Annotated in this window: 22 protein-coding genes and 2 tRNA genes; 22 read left to right on the forward strand and 2 right to left on the reverse strand. The window is 34.7% G+C overall.

Translation table 11 applies throughout. The annotated features are described in order from the left end of the window. Positions 1-13: 13 nt before the first annotated feature. Positions 14-96 (reverse strand) — tRNA-Leu (locus tag EDD71_RS06430). A 75-nt stretch (positions 97-171) separates the two neighbouring features. Then, complete coding sequence (locus tag EDD71_RS06435; protein WP_133627925.1) at positions 172-504, reverse strand: hypothetical protein; 333 nt, start codon at positions 502-504, stop codon at positions 172-174. A gap of 219 nt (positions 505-723) precedes the next feature. Between EDD71_RS06435 and EDD71_RS06440 the strand changes: the two genes are divergently transcribed. From EDD71_RS06440 to EDD71_RS06545, 22 genes are all read left to right on the forward strand, one after another. Further along, positions 724-1,266, forward strand: coding sequence for an RNA polymerase sigma factor (locus tag EDD71_RS06440; RefSeq protein WP_133627926.1), 543 nt, complete (start codon positions 724-726; stop codon positions 1,264-1,266). Between the two features lie 4 nt (positions 1,267-1,270). Then, entirely contained in the window at positions 1,271-1,912 is a 642-nt protein-coding gene (locus tag EDD71_RS06445; protein ID WP_133627927.1) for a hypothetical protein, read from the forward strand. A 179-nt stretch (positions 1,913-2,091) separates the two neighbouring features. Next, positions 2,092-4,662: a DNA polymerase I gene (gene polA, locus EDD71_RS06450; protein ID WP_133627928.1), complete on the forward strand. Its 2,571-nt coding sequence runs from the start codon at positions 2,092-2,094 to the stop codon at positions 4,660-4,662. Between the two features lie 8 nt (positions 4,663-4,670). Continuing rightward, complete coding sequence (gene coaE / locus EDD71_RS06455; RefSeq protein ID WP_133627929.1) at positions 4,671-5,282, forward strand: dephospho-CoA kinase; 612 nt, start codon at positions 4,671-4,673, stop codon at positions 5,280-5,282. Further along, positions 5,275-5,826 (forward strand): lytic transglycosylase domain-containing protein, encoded by a 552-nt coding sequence (locus tag EDD71_RS06460; protein WP_133627930.1) that lies wholly within the window; start codon positions 5,275-5,277, stop codon positions 5,824-5,826. Before coaE ends, EDD71_RS06460 begins: the two co-directional genes overlap by 8 nt. Before the next feature lie 85 nt (positions 5,827-5,911). Continuing rightward, a tRNA-Leu gene (locus tag EDD71_RS06465) sits at positions 5,912-5,995 on the forward strand. Between the two features lie 94 nt (positions 5,996-6,089). Further along, complete coding sequence (locus EDD71_RS06470; RefSeq protein WP_133627931.1) at positions 6,090-6,647, forward strand: GNAT family N-acetyltransferase; 558 nt, start codon at positions 6,090-6,092, stop codon at positions 6,645-6,647. Position 6,648: 1 nt separating this feature from the next. Continuing rightward, complete coding sequence (locus tag EDD71_RS06475) at positions 6,649-7,290, forward strand: lactate utilization protein (protein WP_133627932.1); 642 nt, start codon at positions 6,649-6,651, stop codon at positions 7,288-7,290. 219 nt (positions 7,291-7,509) lie between these two features. Then, positions 7,510-8,295 (forward strand): SPOR domain-containing protein, encoded by a 786-nt coding sequence (locus EDD71_RS06480; RefSeq protein WP_133627933.1) that lies wholly within the window; start codon positions 7,510-7,512, stop codon positions 8,293-8,295. Between the two features lie 617 nt (positions 8,296-8,912). Continuing rightward, positions 8,913-9,176, forward strand: coding sequence for a DUF4321 domain-containing protein (locus tag EDD71_RS06485; protein WP_133627934.1), 264 nt, complete (start codon positions 8,913-8,915; stop codon positions 9,174-9,176). An 8-nt stretch (positions 9,177-9,184) separates the two neighbouring features. After that, a complete protein-coding gene (locus tag EDD71_RS06490; protein WP_133627935.1) occupies positions 9,185-9,784 on the forward strand; it encodes a Maf family protein in 600 nt (199 codons plus the stop codon). Then, complete coding sequence (gene radC / locus EDD71_RS06495) at positions 9,774-10,463, forward strand: RadC family protein (protein WP_133627936.1); 690 nt, start codon at positions 9,774-9,776, stop codon at positions 10,461-10,463. The genes EDD71_RS06490 and radC overlap by 11 nt, the downstream gene beginning before the upstream one ends. A 37-nt stretch (positions 10,464-10,500) precedes the next feature. Continuing rightward, on the forward strand, positions 10,501-11,541 hold the full coding sequence (locus tag EDD71_RS06500; RefSeq protein WP_133627937.1) for a rod shape-determining protein: 1,041 nt from the start codon (positions 10,501-10,503) through the stop codon (positions 11,539-11,541). 23 nt (positions 11,542-11,564) lie between these two features. Beyond that, entirely contained in the window at positions 11,565-12,401 is an 837-nt protein-coding gene (gene mreC, locus EDD71_RS06505) for a rod shape-determining protein MreC (protein ID WP_133627938.1), read from the forward strand. 60 nt (positions 12,402-12,461) lie between these two features. Next, positions 12,462-12,923, forward strand: coding sequence for a rod shape-determining protein MreD (gene mreD / locus EDD71_RS16100; protein ID WP_423244806.1), 462 nt, complete (start codon positions 12,462-12,464; stop codon positions 12,921-12,923). 15 nt (positions 12,924-12,938) lie between these two features. Beyond that, positions 12,939-15,521, forward strand: a complete 2,583-nt coding sequence (locus EDD71_RS06515; protein ID WP_166636366.1) for a penicillin-binding transpeptidase domain-containing protein — start codon at positions 12,939-12,941, stop codon at positions 15,519-15,521. A gap of 465 nt (positions 15,522-15,986) precedes the next feature. Continuing rightward, entirely contained in the window at positions 15,987-16,610 is a 624-nt protein-coding gene (gene minC / locus EDD71_RS06520; RefSeq protein WP_166636367.1) for a septum site-determining protein MinC, read from the forward strand. Between the two features lie 18 nt (positions 16,611-16,628). After that, positions 16,629-17,423, forward strand: a complete 795-nt coding sequence (gene minD, locus EDD71_RS06525) for a septum site-determining protein MinD (protein WP_133627942.1) — start codon at positions 16,629-16,631, stop codon at positions 17,421-17,423. Positions 17,424-17,434: 11 nt separating this feature from the next. Beyond that, the gene (gene minE / locus EDD71_RS06530; protein ID WP_133627943.1) at positions 17,435-17,707 is read left to right on the forward strand and encodes a cell division topological specificity factor MinE; all 273 of its coding nucleotides are present in this window, start codon (positions 17,435-17,437) and stop codon (positions 17,705-17,707) included. A gap of 82 nt (positions 17,708-17,789) precedes the next feature. Then, positions 17,790-18,917, forward strand: coding sequence for a rod shape-determining protein RodA (gene rodA / locus EDD71_RS06535; protein WP_133627944.1), 1,128 nt, complete (start codon positions 17,790-17,792; stop codon positions 18,915-18,917). An 11-nt stretch (positions 18,918-18,928) separates the two neighbouring features. Next, positions 18,929-19,291, forward strand: a complete 363-nt coding sequence (locus EDD71_RS06540; protein ID WP_133627945.1) for a methylglyoxal synthase — start codon at positions 18,929-18,931, stop codon at positions 19,289-19,291. Between the two features lie 95 nt (positions 19,292-19,386). Next, on the forward strand, positions 19,387-20,052 hold the full coding sequence (locus EDD71_RS06545) for a murein hydrolase activator EnvC family protein (protein WP_166636368.1): 666 nt from the start codon (positions 19,387-19,389) through the stop codon (positions 20,050-20,052). The last annotated feature ends 2 nt before the right edge of the window (positions 20,053-20,054 follow it).

Consider the following 20,054-nt stretch of genomic DNA (forward strand, 5'->3'; position numbering starts at 1 on the left):
TCTTTTTTAATAATGGTGCCGCTGGAGGGACTCGAACCCACACGGTTTCCCGCACGATTTTGAGTCGTGTGCGTCTGCCAATTCCGCCACAGCGGCAAGCTACTTTTATATATTATCATATTTTTTTATATTTTGCAAGCCTATTTAAAAGACTTCCTGAATAGGAAGCCTCTACTTATTATTCATGTTTTTTATTCTGCCTGGCTTTGGTTTTGGCCTGCCAACTACGGGTTTATTTTTTTCTATTCTATCCCTTTTTAATAGCTCCATATATGTGAACATAAAAACAATAAATAGTATAGTAAATGTAAACTGTAAAACCACATATTTGCTCAGCACATTAGAAAATATAATCTGCAACAATAAAATAACCATTGAAATTACAAATACAATTCTTTTATTTATTCTGTATTTGTTCAGAATAAACATTTTAATCAGTTGATAAAGACCAAGTGAAACAGCATAAAGAATTATAAATGTCATTATAAAATATAACCATTTCATAGTATTCCTCCTTTCGTATATATTATATCAACATATTTAAGAATTTCATATGAGTTTTTTATCGATTTCTATCCTTTGTAAGAGCATTTTGATGATTAAAAGTGTTCAGTATGGTAAAATATTATAAAAGTTATTGAGCATTCGTAAAGAAGATTAATTAGAGGATGAACAGAATTTCAATGATTATTATACAGATAGAATATCAGGGGAGGGAGGAATATGGATGAAGTGACTCTGGTTGAAAAATGCCGGAGTAGAGATTTGAAGGCCCTTGAGGAACTTTTTATATTATATGAGAAGAAGATATACAACCTCTGCTTTTATACTTTAAAAAACAGCGAAGATGCAATGGATGCTGCCCAGGAAGCATGTTTAAAGATATATAAATCCATAGATAGGTTTAAAGGGGAAAGCAAGCTGTCAACCTGGATATATAGAATTACATATAACACATGCATGGATTACATTAAAAAAAAGAAAAATTGTACTTGCTTTGATGATGTTCCTGAACAGAGTTTGTCTGTGGAAAAGGTGGAGAGCTTGATTGAAAACAGGGAACTTAGGCAGGACATAAAAAGATGTATAATGGCCCTGAATGATGATTTTAGAACAATTATACTTCTTAGAGATATTAACGGCCTATCATATCAGGAAATTTCAGACGTACTTGGAATTCAGGTTGGTACCGTAAAATCAAGGTTAAGCAGGGCAAGGGAAGCATTAAAGGCCGAGTTAATTAAATGCGGTATAATCAGGAGGTGAAATCATGAAGCTGGAACAATATATTGATAAACTTGAAAAAAACGATGATATAGAATGTGGAATGCTTGCAGATCTTGAAGAGAATGAACCTTCCATGCTGCATAGCAATATAATGGAAGCAATATACAGAAACAGAGGGACCAGACTTCAATTGATTAAACGCCACTGCTCTGCCTTTGCTGCAGTGATAATTTTTGTAATAATTATAAGTATGATATCCGGCATCTTCTCCGGAAAATATAAGAAACAAAGTACAGGTGCAGTAAATAGTGCTGCAGATATAGAGAAAAAAAACGAAGAAATTGTTTTGAATGAGAATTCGGATTTTAGTAAGCAGGCACAGCCAAAAGATTCCAAAGAGAAGAGGGGATTAAGTGGTAATGCGTTAAATTTCGGAGGAGATTACGCATTTGAGATAGACATCAACAACAGCAACAAAAAAGCCTTAGATTTTATCAAAAGCAGAGGCATATTGCTCGAAAGCAATTTGTATAAAATAAAAGTTTCTGATTTTGAAATATTGAAAAAGATGCTTGATGAAAAGAATATAATACCTGACGTTAACTATGCAGCTATATCAAAGGAGAGGCTAAAATCAATAGAAGAAGAAGGAGTATATAAAGTTATAAAAATTAATATTAAGTAACTCTTTGATGGTTACTTTTTTTATGTATGTTTTTACATATTCTATTAGTTTATATATAATGTACTTATATGGATACGAATAATTTAATAGCCTTATTTATAAACAATCTGTGCAAAAAGATAATGTGAGTAACTTACAGACATATTTCTAGAGTTATTTGTTATAAAGGAGAGATAGCTTTGAAAAAGAAAAAGTTAGTGATACTTGACGGCAACAGTCTGTTAAACAGAGCTTTTTATGCATTGCCTCCCATGTCAACTTCAACGGGCCATCCTACCAATGCAATATATGGTTTTACAACTATGCTCTTAAAGATATTAAACGATATTAAACCCGATTATATTGCAGCAGCCTTTGATAGAAAGGCTCCTACCTTCAGACACATTGAGTATAAAGATTATAAGGCGGGCAGAAAAAAAATGCCTGATGAGCTTGCACAGCAGATTGAGCCTGCAAAGGAACTTTTAAAGGCGTTTAACATTGGAATATTTGAAATGGATGGTTATGAGGCTGATGATATCATAGGGACAATAGCTAAAAGGTATGAGTCTAATGACCTTGAAGTTATAATATTTACGGGGGACAGAGATGCACTTCAACTTGTTTCGGATTACACAAAAGTTATGATAACCAGAAAAGGAATAACTGACATTGATGTATATGATGTAAAGGCAATTAAAGAGAAATACAACGTTACTCCTGAGGGAATTATTGATCTAAAGGGGCTAATGGGAGATTCGTCCGATAATATTCCTGGTGTTGCAGGCGTTGGAGAAAAAACTGCTGTAAAACTTTTAAGTGAATTTGGAAGTTTGGAAAATTTATATAACAACCTGGATAAAGTGTCAGGAAAAAAGCTTAAAGAAAATCTCGAAACTCATAGGGAGGATGCTTTTTTCAGCAAAAAACTTGCTACTATAGACAGGAACGCCCCTATTGATGTGGATATAGAATCCATAAAGGTAGAAAACATAAATGTTAATAGAGTTAGAGAATTATTTTTAGAATATGAATTTAAAAGCCTTTTAGATAGGTTAAAGGATAAGAATGGAGAAGATACTTCTGGCATAGAGTTCCCTGAAATAAAAGAAGCTGATGACATTGAATTGATATTAAAGAATGTTTTGAAAAAAGGAGTACTGAATTTTGTATTTATATCAATCGACAAAACTGTTGAAGGTATGATAATTGATGGAGGTTATTTTATTAAAAGAGAACAAATATCATGCTTTAAAGGAATATTTGAATCACCGAAAATCGAGAAAAACACATTTGGAGCAAAACAGGCCTATCTATTTTTAAATAAAGCAGGTATAAAACTTGAAAATCTTGATTTTGATGCGGAAATTGCTTCATATTTACTGAATCCTTCTGAAAACAGGTATGAAATATCAAGCCTCCTCAGAAATTATGCTGGTATAACAATAAATGAAGGAGAGGGTGCAAATATCAACAGTATAACAGCATTTTTTGTTAACAATCTAGAAATTATAAAGGAAAAAATGCTTAAGGATATCGAAGTTCATGGTATGCTGGAACTCCTAAGGAAAGTTGAAATGCCTCTTATCGAGGTTTTGGCTTCAATGGAGATTACAGGTTTCAAAGTTGATAGGGAAACTCTCAGACAGATTGGGTTTGATTTAAGCGAAGAGATAGACAGTCTTACCGGCGAAATATACGATCTTGCTGGAGAGGAGTTTAACATAAATTCTCCAAAGCAGCTGGGAGTGATATTGTTTGAAAAGCTTGGGCTGCCGGTTATAAAAAAGACCAAAACTGGATATTCAACGGATGCAGAGGTGCTTGATGAACTATCGGATAAACACGCCATCGTTGAAAAGATTTTAAGCTACAGGCAGCTTGTAAAGCTTAAATCTACATACATTGACGGCCTTTTAAGCAGCATAAATGAAGATGGAAAGATACATTCAAGCTTTAATCAAACTGTTACTGCTACGGGGAGAATATCAAGTACAGAGCCTAATCTTCAGAATATACCTATAAAAATGGAACAGGGAAGGCGGATAAGAAAAGCCTTTATACCTGAAAATGACAATTATATAATTGTCTCAGCGGATTATTCACAAATCGAACTTAGAGTCCTGGCTCATATATCAGGGGATAAAAACCTAATTGATGCCTTTAAGCAGGGACAGGATATACATAGAAGAACAGCCTCTGAAGTCTTTGGGGTACCAATGGATGAGGTAACAACCCTTCAGAGAAACAGGGCAAAGGCTGTAAACTTTGGTATTGTATATGGATTAAGCGATTATGGGCTTTCTAAAGATTTGAAAATATCGCGTAAGGAAGCAAAAAAATATATAGAAAACTATTTTAAAAGATACAGCGGGGTTAAAAGATACATGGAAGACACAATAAATACTGCAAAGATAAAAGGATATGTTACGACTTTGATGAATAGAATAAGATATATACCAGAGGTTAAATCATCAAACAAAAATGTAAAATCCCTTGGAGAAAGACTGGCAATGAATACTCCAATACAGGGTACTGCTGCAGATATAATAAAAATTGCCATGGTTAAAGTTTATAGAAGAATTAAAGAAGAGAGGCTCAAGTCAAAACTTATTTTACAGGTTCATGATGAGTTGGTTCTTGAAGTACACAGAGATGAACTGGCATATGTAAAAAAGTTAGTAAGGGAGGAAATGGAAGGGGCGGTAAAACTTTCCGTTCCCCTAATAGTGGATATCAATGAAGGAAACAACTGGTATGATGCTAAGTAGGTGATGTAATGGTTATCGTTGGACTTACCGGAGGCATAGCTTCCGGTAAAAGTACAATCTCGAATATGATAAGAAAATATAACATACCTGTTATAGATGCAGATATAATTGCAAGAGAAATAGTTATGAAGGGGAGCCCTGTGCTTAATAGAATTATCAGTGAATTTGGAGATGATGTATTAAATCATGACGGCACTTTGAACAGAAAAAGGTTAGCCGATATTGTTTTTAGCGATAAAGAAAAACTTAAAAAACTTAACATGATAACACATCCTGTTATTAAAGCTGAAATCATAAAACAGATAGAAGCTTTGAGGGAGAGAAACACAAGCTGCTGTGTTATAGATGTACCTTTACTGATAGAGGGAGGATTTACTGACATAGTAGATTATGTCGTGTTAATTTACGTGGATGATAAAACTCAGCTTCAAAGGCTAATGGACAGAGATAGGTTAAGCAAAGGAGAAGCAAAAAAAAGAATATCTTCCCAGATGAAATTCAGTGAAAAGAAGAAGTACGCTGATTTTATAATAGATAATAGCGGGAGTATCGAAGACACCAGAAGGGAGGTTGACAGAGTGATTAAAGGAATATGTTCGATGGAGGGGCTAAATGTTTAAAAAAGCAGTTATTGTGGTTTTGATCGTAGTATTCGTGCTAGTTTTGAATGTTAAAAATATTATGAAATTCTTCTATCCTGTTATTTACAGCAACATAGTTGAAAAATATTCTACTGAATATAATATTGATTCAAGGCTTGTGTATTCTCTTATAAAAGTTGAGAGCAAGTTTAATCCATATGCAAAGTCCAGCAAGGGTGCCATTGGGCTTATGCAAATTACACCTCAAACAGGAAGGTATATATCAAAACTCATAGGTGAAAAGGAATTTAATGCAGATACACTTTATGATCCTGATACTAATGTACGATACGGTTGTTTTTATATATCAAAACTTTACAAGGATTTTGATGGAAATATTGATATTATACTTGCTGCATATAATGGTGGAGAAGGTAATGTAAGGAAGTGGTTAAGGGAAGAAAGTGATGGCACTAGATATTTAAAAATCGAAGATATTCCCTTTTCTGAAACCAAAAGTTATGTTTATAAAGTTAAAAAAAATTATAAGATATATAAGTTTTTGTACAGCCAGCGAATGTAATAGAAGTACTTTCATAACTACAACAAAAATATTTTGAAAAAATATTGACAGCATTTAATCGAGCTGATAAAATTAGTTATGTCAGGCGGAGATGGCGGAATCGGCAGACGCGCACGTTTGAGGGGCGTGTGGGTATCCCGTGCGGGTTCAAGTCCCGCTCTCCGCACCAAGTGACCGGGTTTCCGGTCTTTTTTTTATGTTTTATAAGTTTGAAAATTAAAATAAATTAAATTAAAAAGGATTTTGATAAAAAATATAGAATAATGATAAATATATATAGTTATAGGGAATTAGGTGATGATATGATACCTATTAATATTGACTGCAGCGGTATAGTTGTTAGAAACATCGAAATGAACGAACTTGGTTTGGTACTGGATTGCATAAATGAATCACGTGATAATCTTCAGGCTCTTGGTAGAAAATCAGAGATAAGCATAGAGGACTTAAAGCAAAGATATATAGAGACTCTTATAAATTCAATGGAGTTTTTCTGTGGCATTTATCAAAACAACGTAATGATAGGAATTATAAAGGGGAGAATTGAAAACAAAAATCCAAAAGAGCTGTGTATACTGTCTTTTGTACTATTAGAAAAATATAGAAGAAAGGGGATGGGATCCAGAGTTATTAGTTGCTTTGAAAAGTATTTTGAAAGCAACTACTCAATCAAAAATTTTTGTGCCATGGTAATGAAAGACAATTTAGTTGCACAGCGATTCTGGGTAAAAAATCATTATAAACTGACCCGTATCACACAGGGAGTCAATTTAAAAGAAGAGATGGGAATAAGTATCTTTGAAAAAAAAGGGGGAATATAAGGTGGACAAAAATACTGTGTGGTATATTGAAAAGAAACTTGAGAGAACAAAGGCAGCCCTTGTAAAAAAGAATTATGATGTTTATATAGTTGAAAGTAAAGAAGAAGCTCTTTCTAAAGTAATTGACCTGATAGAGAAAGGCAGTACAGTTTCCTTTGGAGGGTCTATGACCGTAATTGATTCAGGAATGGTAGAGGCTTTGAGAAAGTGCGATTTAAACCTTCTTGATAGATACAAGGAGGGTCTAACTCCTGATGAAATACAGAAGGTTTTCAGGGATAGCTTTTTTGCTGACTACTATATAACAAGCAGCAATGCCATTACTGAAAATGGAGAGCTTGTAAACCTGGATGGAACAGGCAATCGAGCCGCAGCTATGATTTTTGGTCCTAAGAAGGTAATTATTGTTGCAGGGTACAACAAAATTGTCAGGGATCTAAACGAAGCCTATAATAGGGTGAGAAACTGTGCAGCACCTAAAAATTGTAAAAGGCTGTCCCGTAAAACACCTTGTACAGAAACTGGAGTATGTATGGATTGTTCATCGGGTGATAGAATATGCAACTACTACGTAGTGACCTACAGACAAAACGTCAAAGGGCGAGGAATAGTTATACTTGTTAAAGAGGAATTGGGGTATTAGGTTTAAAGCACATAAATTAAAAATTACAAATTTACCATGCCAGTTTTGGCTTTTAAAGTGGGATATAAAGTTATAAGAAATATTTTTCAAAAAAGAGCGATTTTGGTTTCGCTCTTTTTTAATTTTTTGGTGTGCTATTTAATATAAATTAAGTATATAAATAAACGTAAACCTTTTTAATAAATCAATTCATTTCAAAATAAAACGGGAGGGAAAAATATGAGATATACGAGGCTGGACATACAAAAAAAATATTATGGAAAAACGGCGAAACTAATTATACAATTTTTTGTTGTGCTGCCGCTTCTTGCCCTTTTAATAGGAAATTTACTTACAAGATTTATTATTATACCCCAAATTGAAAGAAGCCTTGCGGGAAACGATAAGAGTACCGTATCTGCATATAAAATAGAAAAAACTAATAGTCTTTATTATTTACAGGCGGGAGTTTTTTCAAACAAGGAGAATGCAAATTTTTTAGTTAATGGATTAAAAGAAAGGGGTTTTGCTGCAGCTTTAGTGCAGGATCAGGAAAAGTATAGGATTGTTGTTGGATATTCTGATGATGCAAACGAATTAAACAAAAGGAAAGAAGAATTAAAGGCAGCAGGCTATAATGGATTAATAAATGAGGTAAATCTTAAACTTTTGGACAAAGATGGTAAGGAAGAATTAAAATTTATAAAGGAATATTTGACGGCTGTATCAGGAATTATAAAAGCCCAGGCAGAATATGCTAGTGATTCATCTCAGATTAAGGATATTAAATCCGACGATGCCCTTTTAATGCTTAAAAAAAAATATGAAAAGGTAATGGACTTAAATATAAAAAACGACATTAAATCAAATCTGGATTCCTTCAATAATTCTTTCATGGAAAGGATGACTAAATTTGATTCCAGTATGAATTCGAATAACAGAGAGTGCGCCAACCAGATAATTTCTGAGGAAATTATAATGCTTTACAACTTTTTTAAAGATTTTACACAGCAATATCTCCTTTAATACAATGGGCTAAATTCACTTTTTGCACTACTCTGAAAAGCCCATTGGCAAAAAGCAGAAAATATATACAGGTAGGCGCTGCGATAAAAAATATATTTCATTCACCAGTACGCTTAGCAAAGAAGTTCTAAGGCTCGGGATTTGAAAAAATGTGAATTTCATATATTTTTTTATCGACCCTTAGATACTGCAAAACGTTAAGGTGAATATAAAAGCTTTCTTAGCTTAAGATTAGATTTTTAATATTGAAACTGTTTTCAAATCTTGTGGTGAATTTTGTTTCAAGTGGAGCTAATTTTATCCTTAAAAGACGTTTTGGTATATGTTTGAAAGCAGAGGGATTAGAGGAATTGTTAAAAATATATTTACATCTGAAGTATTAAGTTGAATTAAAGAGTATGTTTACGAGGACTTGAGCGTATAAGCGCTAATTTATGAATCAAAGGGCTGTAAAGGTCCTTTTTATTTTATATTATTAAAAATATGTGAAAGTTTTTTATTAAAACTTTAAATGACTTGTACAGACTAACATTAAATGTTAAACTATTTAAGTAGAAAATTTAACTTGCCTGTTTAAAAATTGAATAATTACTCAATAATTATAAAGGGGGATACATATGGGGGGGCGGCCTGGTAAAGGTACAGGTTTGTTAATTCTTTTGCTTTTATTATGTGGACTTGCAGGAGGACTGATTGGGGAGCTTTTAGGGCAGAATATTGGCCTTCTATCTTTCCTGAAAAATTACACTTCTGTTGGAATGTCACAGCCAGTAGTATTAAACCTCAGGCTAGTGTCTTTTACTTTTGGAATTAACTTTAATATAAACCTGCTATCTTTACTGGGAATGATAATGGGATATTTTATCTATAAAAAGTTGTAGGTGGTTATGTGAAAAGGTTAATTTTAGCATCCTCTTCACCAAGAAGAATTGAAATACTTAAAAACTTGGGGCTTGAATTTGAAGTTATTCCTTCTAATTTTGAAGAATCATTAGTAGATGACCAGCCCCAAAGGCTTGTATGTAAGCTGGCAGAATCGAAGGCAAAGGATGTTATATCAAAGGCTCCCAGTGACAGCATAATAATTGCCGCTGATACCGTTGTTGTAAAGGATAAAAGAATATTTGGAAAACCAAAATCTCAAAATGAAGCATATGAAATGCTCAGGGAGCTAAGCGGCAGCAGTCACAAAGTAGTGACTGGCATATGCATTGTAGATAATATTAATGAACTTGAGGTTGCAGACTACGAGGAAACAACAGTTTATTTTAAAGAACTATCCGATGATGAAATATGGAATTATATTAAAACAGGCGAACCTATAGACAAGGCTGGTGCTTATGGCATACAGAGCCTTGGCGGTTTATTTGTAAAAAAAATTGATGGATGCTATTTTAATGTAATGGGGCTTCCTGTTTATAAATTATATACGATGATGGGGGAACTTGGAATAAATATTTTAACCGAGGTAGTAAAAAATGGGAAATAAAAACCTTTTGATTAAGGATATACCCCTTGACGACAGGCCCAGAGAAAGGCTTATAAAAAATGGACCTGAAGCCCTTTCTGATGCTGAACTCCTGGCTATTATATTAAGAACTGGAACAAAGTCAGAAAGTGCAATAAATATTGCAAACAGATTAATAAGTTCCTACGATGGCCTTAAGTTTCTATGCAGCTGTTCTGTGCAGGAGTTGAGCAGTATAAAAGGTATTGGAAGCGCCAAAGCTGCTCAGATCAAAGCTGCAGTAGAACTTGGGAGAAGGCTCAGAAGTTTTCGATCGGGTCCGGCCCCAAGGATTGGAAAACCAGAAGACGCGGCATGGCTGGTTATGGAGGATATGAGATATTTAAACAAAGAGCATTTGAAGGTCATTTTTCTAAATACTAAAAATGTTGTTATAGACGTTAAAGACATATCTATAGGAAGTTTAAATTCCTCTATAGTGCATCCAAGGGAAGTTTATTCAGAAGCGATAAGAAAGATTAGTTCATCAATAATTGTATGCCATAACCATCCTTCTGGCGATCCTTCTCCAAGCCAGGAAGACATAAGCATAACAAAAAGGCTGTGGGAAGTTGGAAAGCTCGTTGGAATAGAGCTTCTTGACCATATCATCATAGGTGATGGCAACTATATAAGCCTTAAAGAAAAGGGCATAATATAAATAATATAATTTGAACTAATTGGAAGGAGTAGACAAAATGGCATTATTTGGATTTAACAAGGACATTGGAATAGACTTGGGTACTGCGAATACTTTAATTTATGTAAAGGGCAAAGGAATAGTGCTCAGAGAACCATCTGTTGTGGCAATTAAGAAAGAAAATGCAAAGGAAGTATTGGCGGTTGGTGACGAAGCTAAAGAGATGATAGGAAGGACACCTGGAAATATTGTGGCGATAAGACCCTTAAGGGATGGAGTTATTGCAGACTTCGACATAACACAGATGATGATCAAAAAATTCATTGAGAAAGTTACAAAGAAGGGAATTATTGGAGGTAGGCCAAGAATTATCGTATGCTTCCCATCAGGTGTGACAGAAGTAGAAAGAAAGGCAATTTACGAGGCGACGATGCAGGCGGGGGCAAGCAAGGTTCATATGATGGAAGAGCCTATGGCGGCTGCAATTGGTGCAGGACTTCCTGTTAATGAACCTACTGGAAGTATGGTAGTCGATATAGGAGGAGGAACAACCGAGGTAGCCATTATCTCTCTTCAGGGTATTGTAACAAGCAAGTCACTTAGAATTGCTGGAGACGAACTTGACCAATCAATTGTCGCATATATAAAGAGGGAATATAATCTTATGATTGGTGAAAGAACTGCTGAGCAGGTAAAAATACAAATTGGATCGGCTTTCCCTGAAGAAGAAGAAAAGACTATGGAAATTAAAGGAAGAGACCTTGTATCAGGACTTCCAAAGGTTATAACGATATCATCCGAGGAGATAAGAACTGCAATTAAAGAGCCTGTCACTGCTATTATAGATGCAATTAAATCTACACTTGAAAAAACTCCACCTGAACTTGCCGCAGATGTTATGGATAGAGGTATAATGCTAACCGGTGGAGGTGCATTGCTTAAGGGGCTTGATAAGTTAATCAACAAGGAAACTCATATGCCAGTAAATATAGCTGAAAACCCCCTTGACTGTGTTGTTTTAGGTGCTGGAAAGGCGTTGGATTATTTTGATAAACTTGATTCAGGAAAAGGTTATGTTTCATATCAAGTATCCAGATAGGACCAGATAGGAGAGGAATCTAAATGAATTTTTTAAAGAACAAGTTACTTACCATAGTACTTGTTCTTTGTCTTGCATTTACAATTTTCATAGGAGTAACTGCAAACGCAAGAAAAAATACAGGTGCAGTACCTGGAGTAGTTACTTCGATAATAGCTCCGATACAAAAGTATATATATGCAGCAGGACAAAGGATAGGTAATATATTTCATTTTGTATCCTCAGTTTCAACTGCTTATTCTGAAAACATAAGATTGAAGTCTGAAGTTAAAAGTCTTCAGCAAAAATTAGTAGAATATGATACCTATAAAAGACAAAATGAAGAGCTAAATAAACTTCTGGGATTTAAGAATCAGAGAAATGATTTAAAGTTTGTAGGTGCGAACGTCATCGGAAAATCAGGTGAAAACTGGTTTGATATTCTTATAATTGATGTCGGAAAGGCTGATGGAGTAGCGGAAGGGCAGTATGTTGTAACAAACGATGGCCTTGTTGGTAAGATAATAGAGACAACTTACAACACATCGAAAGTTATGACTATACTGGATGAGAGAATCAACGTACCTGCAAGGCTCTCATCTGCCGGCGAAGATGGAATAGTTACAGGCATGCAATCAAATAATAATTATATAAGGGCCGCAAAAATGAACTATCTTCCAGTAGATTCCAAAGCACAGCAGGGAGATATAGCAATTACTTCAAACATCATAAAGGATGACAGCGTTTTTATACCTGCTGGAATTATAATCGGAACAGTACAGAGTTTGGTAAATGAGAAGCCTAACCTTGAAAAAGCGGCTATATTAAAGCCAGCTGTTGATTTTTCCAGCGTTGAGAAGGTATTTGTAATAACAAGGTAAAAGGAGCCAAAGAATGTGAAGAAGTTTTTATTTCTGTTCTTGATTTCAATTTTTATAATAATGATTCAATCAGCCGTCTTTGCCCGTATATCAATTATGGGCACCAGCCTTGATTTAGTCTTTGTATATATCATATGCTTTTCATTGATAAGGGATAGCGTTGAAAGTGTTATAGTTGCTTTATTCACCGGGGTAATTAAAGATTCCCTTTTCCCCGGGTTATTTGGTTTAAATACTTTAATTTACATATTAATAGCATATCTTGTAGGATTTATTCAGAGGAGAATATATAAAGACAGTATCATGATTCCTTCTTTTTTTACTTTCATTTTAACATATATTAAAGGTTTTATATATATTTTTTTCTTTCATATAATGTCCTACAAATTTAACATAAGAGAATATGCTCTTGGTATAATTTTGCTTGAAGCTATTTATAACTCGATTGTTAGCATACTTATTTATAAGCTTGTTTTGAAATTTGATTCCTTGAGGATATTGAAGCACCACTGGAAATTTTAAATAAGGATGATTCTTATGAAAAAAAAGTTTAATAGAATTACTGCCTTTCTCGTTGTGGTAATGCTGGTGTTTGGTATAATTTTATCAAGGCTTGTACATATACAATTAATAAACGGAGATTACTATAGAGAAATGGCAGAAGCTATGGGAGAAAAACCTAAAACAGAAATAGCACCACGTGGAGAACTTTTAGACAGAAATGGTAAAAAACTTGCTACAAACAAGCTTAGTTTTGCAATTACCTATAGTTATCCAGCTAATAAAAAAGATGAAGATGAATTGAATAAAAGTTTGATAGAATTTATAAATATCATTTATCAAAACAATGACCAGAGTAAGCTGATTATAAATACTTTTCCAATTAATTATGATTCAATAACAAAAGAATTTGGTTATAGTTTTTCTTCAGATAGCAAGTTTGATGTTTATAAAAAAATAAAAAACTTTAAAGATAATAATGACATCAAAACAAGTTTTGATAAGAATTTCGATTATTCGCTAATAGAGAATATGGATAATAAGCTTAAAACAATAAGCAAAGATAAAATAAATGATGAAATAAAAACCTTTGATGAAAAATATCTTGCAGACTTTAATCCGAATTACGATGCTGAAGAAGCCTTCTATAGGATTGCCGAGGAATACAAGCTTGTATCGATAGATGAATATGGCAAGATTACATATAAGTATAGTTTAGCTAAAGAGGATACTGAAAAGCTTCATAGAGTTGTTGCTTTAAGATACTTACTAAAAAGCGCTGAATATAGGCAATATAAGGATGTATATATAGCAAAAAACGTTTCTAAGGAAACGGTATGGGAGATACAGATAAAGAGCAATACGCTTTATGGAATAACGAGTCAGGTAAACCCAATAAGATATTATCCATATGGAGAAGTTGGATCTGCCTTTCTTGGATATATGGGGAAAATAAGCAACGCTGAGGCCTATGAAAGGTTGGGGTATGACGTAAGTGAGGAGCTTGTGGGAGTAAGTGGCCTGGAGTATGCGCTGGAAAATAGGGAGCATAATGAATATGGTATACAACTTAGGGGTGAACCGGGAGTAAGTTATGTAAAAGTAGATAAATTAGGCAGAGTTATAGAAGAAGCTGCTAATATAGAACCTATATCAGGTGACACAGTAGTAACGACCATAGATATAGATATGCAGGCTGCTGCTGAAAAAGCCCTTGATGATATCATGGCCAGGATAAGAGATGGAGGATTTGCTGAAAGGTTTAGGGCTCAGAGAGGTGCTGTGGTAGCAATGGATATTCACACGGGAGAGATACTTGTGCTTGCAAGCAGGCCAGGATATGACCCAAACTATTTTGCAGAATCTGGAAGACCTCAGGACGATGAAATTATTAAAAAATATCTCCTTGATAATCCTGAAGAGCTAAACAACGACCCATATGATACAATTCCAAGGCCAATGTTTAACTATGCAACTCAGGGCGCTGTAATACCTGGCTCAACATTTAAACCATTTACTGCAATTGTAGGCCTTGAAGAAGGCGTAATTAACAGGAACACAACAGTTTATGATGATGGTACATATGAATATGCAAAGGGTGCGCCTCCAATCAAATGCTGGATATATGGAGACAAAGGTATTGGACATGGAACTGTTAATGTTGTTGAGGCTTTAAAGGTTTCATGCAATTATTTCTTTAATGAAGTTGGTAACAGGCTGGGGTTTGATAGATTTGCTGAATGGGCCAGGAAATTTGGATTGACAAGGGATGAAAACAATAGGAGGCCAAGTACGGGTATTGAAATAAATGAATCTACGGGAAGTGTTGGAACTCCAGAGGAAATAAGGAAGAATATGGCCAAAAGTGTAATGAAAGATATAATCAACACTTTAAAAAGTTCGAAATACGGTGGTTATACAATAGAGTATGGAACAGCATACTACGATGAGTTATTCAATATGCTTGTGGAAGGTAGTTATGACGAAAAGAAGATTAATGAGTTGGGATACACCAATAAGGCAGCTAAAAACTATATTAAGAGCAAAATAGAGCTTGTCAGGAAAAATGCAATAAATAAAGTAGATGTACTAAATATGGCTATGGGACAGGGTTATGTAGCTTTAACTCCGGTGCAGATGGCTCAGTACCTTGCAAGCATTTTAAATGGAGGTACGAGATATAAGGCCCATCTGGTTAAAAGGGTTTTAAACTCCGATGGTTCCATTAAGAAGGAAATTGAACCGGAAGTTCTTAGCAAAATCAACTTAAAAAAAGAAAACGTGGACATGGTAATTGAAGGTATGGGAAAGGTTACACAGGAGCTTGGAGGTACGGCAAGAGTAATTTACAGCACATACCCGATAAAGACAGGAGGTAAAACAGGCACTGCCCAGCCAGGATCAGATAAGATAGAACAGTATAGAGATAACTATGCCTGGTTTATAAGCTTTGCGCCACTTGATAACCCTCAAATCGTTGTAGTGACTGTCATATATGACGGAGGTCACGGAAATTATGCGGCAGGTGTTGCGAAAGAGATCTATGATGTATACTTCAAGGATGACCTTAGAATGCAGGATTATCTTGCTAAGAAGGCGCAGGCTGTTGAAGGTCAGTAAAATTTTTAAAAAGTGGACTTTTAAAGAGAAGGTTTGCAGGATTTTTCTGACATTTTGACATATTGTTAAGAAACAAACCATAGGAAATCACGAAAATATTGTAATAAAATTTTGGCGAAACAATTAGAATTTCTAAGAGAAGAGGTGGCTGAAAAGCTAAAGTGTCAATTCGTTATATTTGAACGTGTACTAGTTTAACGAATTGACTAAGCTTGTTGGCCACCTCGCGTTTTAGAAATTCTTTAGGGATGTTACGATAAAGTAAATATATTTTTAAAAATATCTTAAATTCACTGCCTCGCTTGTACAGAAGATTAGGTTAGTCTAATTAGTTTGAAAAATATATTTTTATGTTAATATATGTATGATAAAATTGTAATTAGTAGATAAAATAATTCTGGATTAAAGAAGGAAAATTGGATAATATGAAGAATTATAAAATATATGCTACATCTGGAGGTTTCTATGAGCAGTATAAACATAAAAGGATATAGGGATGGGCTAAAGGTTTATGTTAATTCATGCAGCTACCAGCAGCTTAGAGAAGAATTGGCTCAAAGAATAATGAGGGCAAGGGATTTTTTCACAGGATGCAGGATGTACATAGTAGATGAACAAAAAAATATATCCTTAGATTGCTACCGCGAAATAGAGAATTATCTTAGAGAGGAGTTTGGAATAACTTTATTATATCAGAAGGGTGATAAAGAAGAGAAAAAAGAGAAGATTTTTTCAGGTATATATGAGGGAAGAACAAAATTCTTTAAAAATACAATAAGGTCAGGACAGCGCATAACCTACAATGGTAATATAGTTGTAATTGGTGATATTAATTCAGGTGCTGAAATCGTAGCAAATGGCAATATCATCGTGCTCGGAACGCTTAGGGGTATGGCTCACGCAGGCTATAATGGCAATAAAAGAGCTTTTGTTGCCGCCTACATTCTTCAGCCTTCCCAGTTAAGGATAGCTGACATTATTGCAAGGTCACCGGATGAAAGAACTGAAAAATCCAGTATACCTGAAGTTGCAAGGATAAAAGACGATATCATTATTATTGAACCCTATTTACCAAACAAATACTTATAACTTGGAGGGATTTAAAGTATGGGCATATCTATAGTTGTTACATCTGGAAAAGGTGGAGTTGGAAAAACTACAACAACTGCTAATATAGGTACTGCACTCGCTATGCTTGGGAAAAAAGTTGTTGTTGTGGATGCCGATACAGGGTTAAGAAACCTTGATTTACATTTAGGATTAGAAAATAGAATAGTTTATAATCTTATAGACGTAGCAGAGGGAACTTGCAGGCTAAAGCAGGCACTTATAAAGGATAAAAGGTTTGACAACCTTTTTCTTCTTCCAACGGCGCAGACTAAGGACAAAACGGCAATTACACCATCACAAATGCAAAATATCGTTGAAACATTAAAGGGCGAGTTTGATTATGTCATTATCGACTGTCCAGCAGGAATTGAACATGGTTTTGAAAATGCAGTGGCCGGTGCCGATAGGGCTATTATAGTTACAACTCCTGAAGTCTCGGCTGTAAGGGATGCCGATAGAATTATCGGTAAAATTGAGGCCAAGGGGCTTGATGACCATCAACTTATTATTAACAGAATAAAATATGAAATGACAAAAAAAGGTGAGATGCTCAATATAGAGGATATGACGGATATTCTTGCAATAAAACTTCTGGGAATAGTACCTGATGATGAAAAAATTGTAGTTTCTACTAATAGGGGTGAGCCAGCAGTAACGGATGATCATTCAAAAGCTGGACAGGCTTACAAAAACATAGCAAGAAGGATTCTGGGAGAAGAAGTACCGTTTTTGGATCTGGAAGATGAAAATACAGGTTTCTTTGGTGTTCTTAAAAAATTGTTTAAAAGATAGGAGGGGATTGTATGGATTTATTTAAAATTTTTAGCAAGGAATCTCCATCCAAAGATGTTGCCAAGGAAAGGTTGAAGCTTATACTCATTCACGATAGAGCCAACGTTTCACCTCAATTTTTAGAAATGGTAAAGGGTGATATAATAAGGGTTATATCCGATTACGCTGAAATTGATCAGGACGGTCTTGAGATAAAGTTGACCAGGACGGGAGAACAAAACTCCAGCACTCCGGCCCTTGTTGCAAACATACCAATAAAGAAAATGAAGGATATGGGGAGATAAGATCATGTCTTATCTCTTTTTCATTTTTTGTTAGTAGAAAAAAATGATATAATTTGGTATTATACAATATGAGGTGTTATAAATGAAAATGAACAGGAAGCTTTTCAAATATCTTGATTACAGCATTTTATTTAGTGTAATTGCAATAGCTATACTTGGAACTATTTCAATAGGATTTGCAACAAACGCTATATCATTCCAACCACCATATATTAACTTAAGTGCATCAAGAACTTTTATAACTCAGATCATATGGTTCATCATAGCCAGTGCTGCTGGATTTTACATTTTAATCATTGACTATAATGTTATCGGAGGATATTATAAAATATTATATGTCGGGATAAATATTTTGCTTTTGCTTGTTTTATTAGTCGGCTCTGAGAGAAACGGAGCAAAGGCCTGGCTTGGAGTTGGTTCTCTTGGAATTCAGCCCTCTGAGTTTGCAAAGATTATAACGATCATTACGCTGGCTAAGATTATGGAGGATATGGAAAATATAAACACTCCAAAGAATCTTGGGAAAATAGCACTGTATGCTCTTATACCAATAGGACTTATTCAGCTGCAGCCTGACACAGGGACGAACCTTATATTTGCAATGACTATACTCGGCATGCTCTTTGTTGCGGGTCTTGATTTAAAGTTTATCTATGGAGGTCTTATTGCAGCTATTTCGGGAGTCCTGGTTTTGTGGAACTTTGATATACTTGAACCGTACCAGAAGAATAGAATACTTGTATTTTTCAAACCTGAACTTGACAGGCTTGGAAGCGGGTATAATGCAATGCTTGCAAAAATGGCGGTTGGCTCAGGAAAGTTTTTCTCTCTATTTTCATCCAGCGATGCTCTGTCAGGTGGAAAGTTTATACCTGAAGCCCATACGGATTTTATATTCACTGTATTTGCTGAAAGGTGGGGATTTCTTGGCTCTGTAATTTTACTTGCTCTGTATTTTAACATAATATTTAAGGGAATTAAGATTGCAAGAACTTCAAAGGATAAGTTTGGAACATACGTTGTATTTGGCGTTCTTTCCATGTTTACATTCCAGATACTTCAAAACATAGGCATGGATATAGGGCTGATGCCAATTACAGGAATACCTCTTCCCTTTATGAGCTATGGGGGAAGTTCTCTCCTTACAAGCGTAGTGTCTATATCACTAATATTGAATGTAGGGATGAGGAGGCAGAAAATTAATTTTTAGGGGGGATTAGTTTGAATATAGCTCTTATTGCACATGATAAAAAGAAGAATGAAATTGTGGAATTTGCAAAGGAATACAGTGAAGTGCTTAAAGATCACAAACTTTTTGCAACGGGAACAACCGGGAAGCTTATAAGCGAAGTAACAGGACTTAATGTTCACAGGTTTCTCTCCGGGCCCCTTGGTGGTGATCAACAAATAGGTGCCAGAATTGCCTGTAGAGAGATTGATTTCGTAATATTTTTAAGGGATCCATTAACAGCGCAGCCCCATGAACCGGATATAACTGCTCTTGTCAGGATATGTGATGTCCATAACGTGCCGGTTGCTACCAATCTGGCTACGGCACACATTTTAATAAATTCGATAAAGTAGCTAAAAAGCAGCGTTGAAAATACGCTGTTTTTTTATGTAATTTATTCATTATCATATAAATATAATATTTATATGATATGTTTGGAGGGAGTGTTATGTACTATCAAAACCAATTTAACAGAAAAAAAACACAGAAAAGTTATTCAGTAAAGCTTGCGAAACAACTTGGCATAATGCTTATATTTTTTGTAATATTGCTGCTATTTAAGTTTACAGATAATCCAAATACGGTAAAGATAAACAATAAAATACGTGAGATATTTTATCAGGATATGACCAAGGAGGTAACCGAGGTCTTTAAAAATCGATTAGAAAGCAGCGAAGTAGTGTTTAACAATCTAATTAATAGAAATGATAAGAAAGGATTTAGTTTAGAGTTTTTACCTGTTGAAGGCAAGATAGTCTCCCAATTTGGTAAGACGGTTGATGAAACAACTAAAAAGGAAGTATTTAACAATGGAATTTTGATTGAAACCAAAGAAGGCAGCGATGTAAAGGCTGTGTTTGATGGAGTTGTTGAAAGCGTAGAGACCGGAACCGGACTTGTTACAATAGTTATTGACCATGGAAATCAATTTAAATCGGTGTACGGATTTTTATCGGATATTAAAGTGAATACTGATGACAGGGTTGTAAAGGGTACTGTTATAGGCAAAGCAGGAAAACCTGAAAATTCGAATTCTGTAAAGCTCTATTTTGAAGTAGATGATGGTAAGCAGCCGGTAAATCCCTTGAATTATCTTAAAGCAAGTACGAACTGAGG

The sequence above is a fragment of the Fonticella tunisiensis genome, from assembly GCF_004364155.1.
In the GTDB taxonomy this organism is placed as follows: domain Bacteria; phylum Bacillota; class Clostridia; order Clostridiales; family Caloramatoraceae; genus Fonticella; species Fonticella tunisiensis.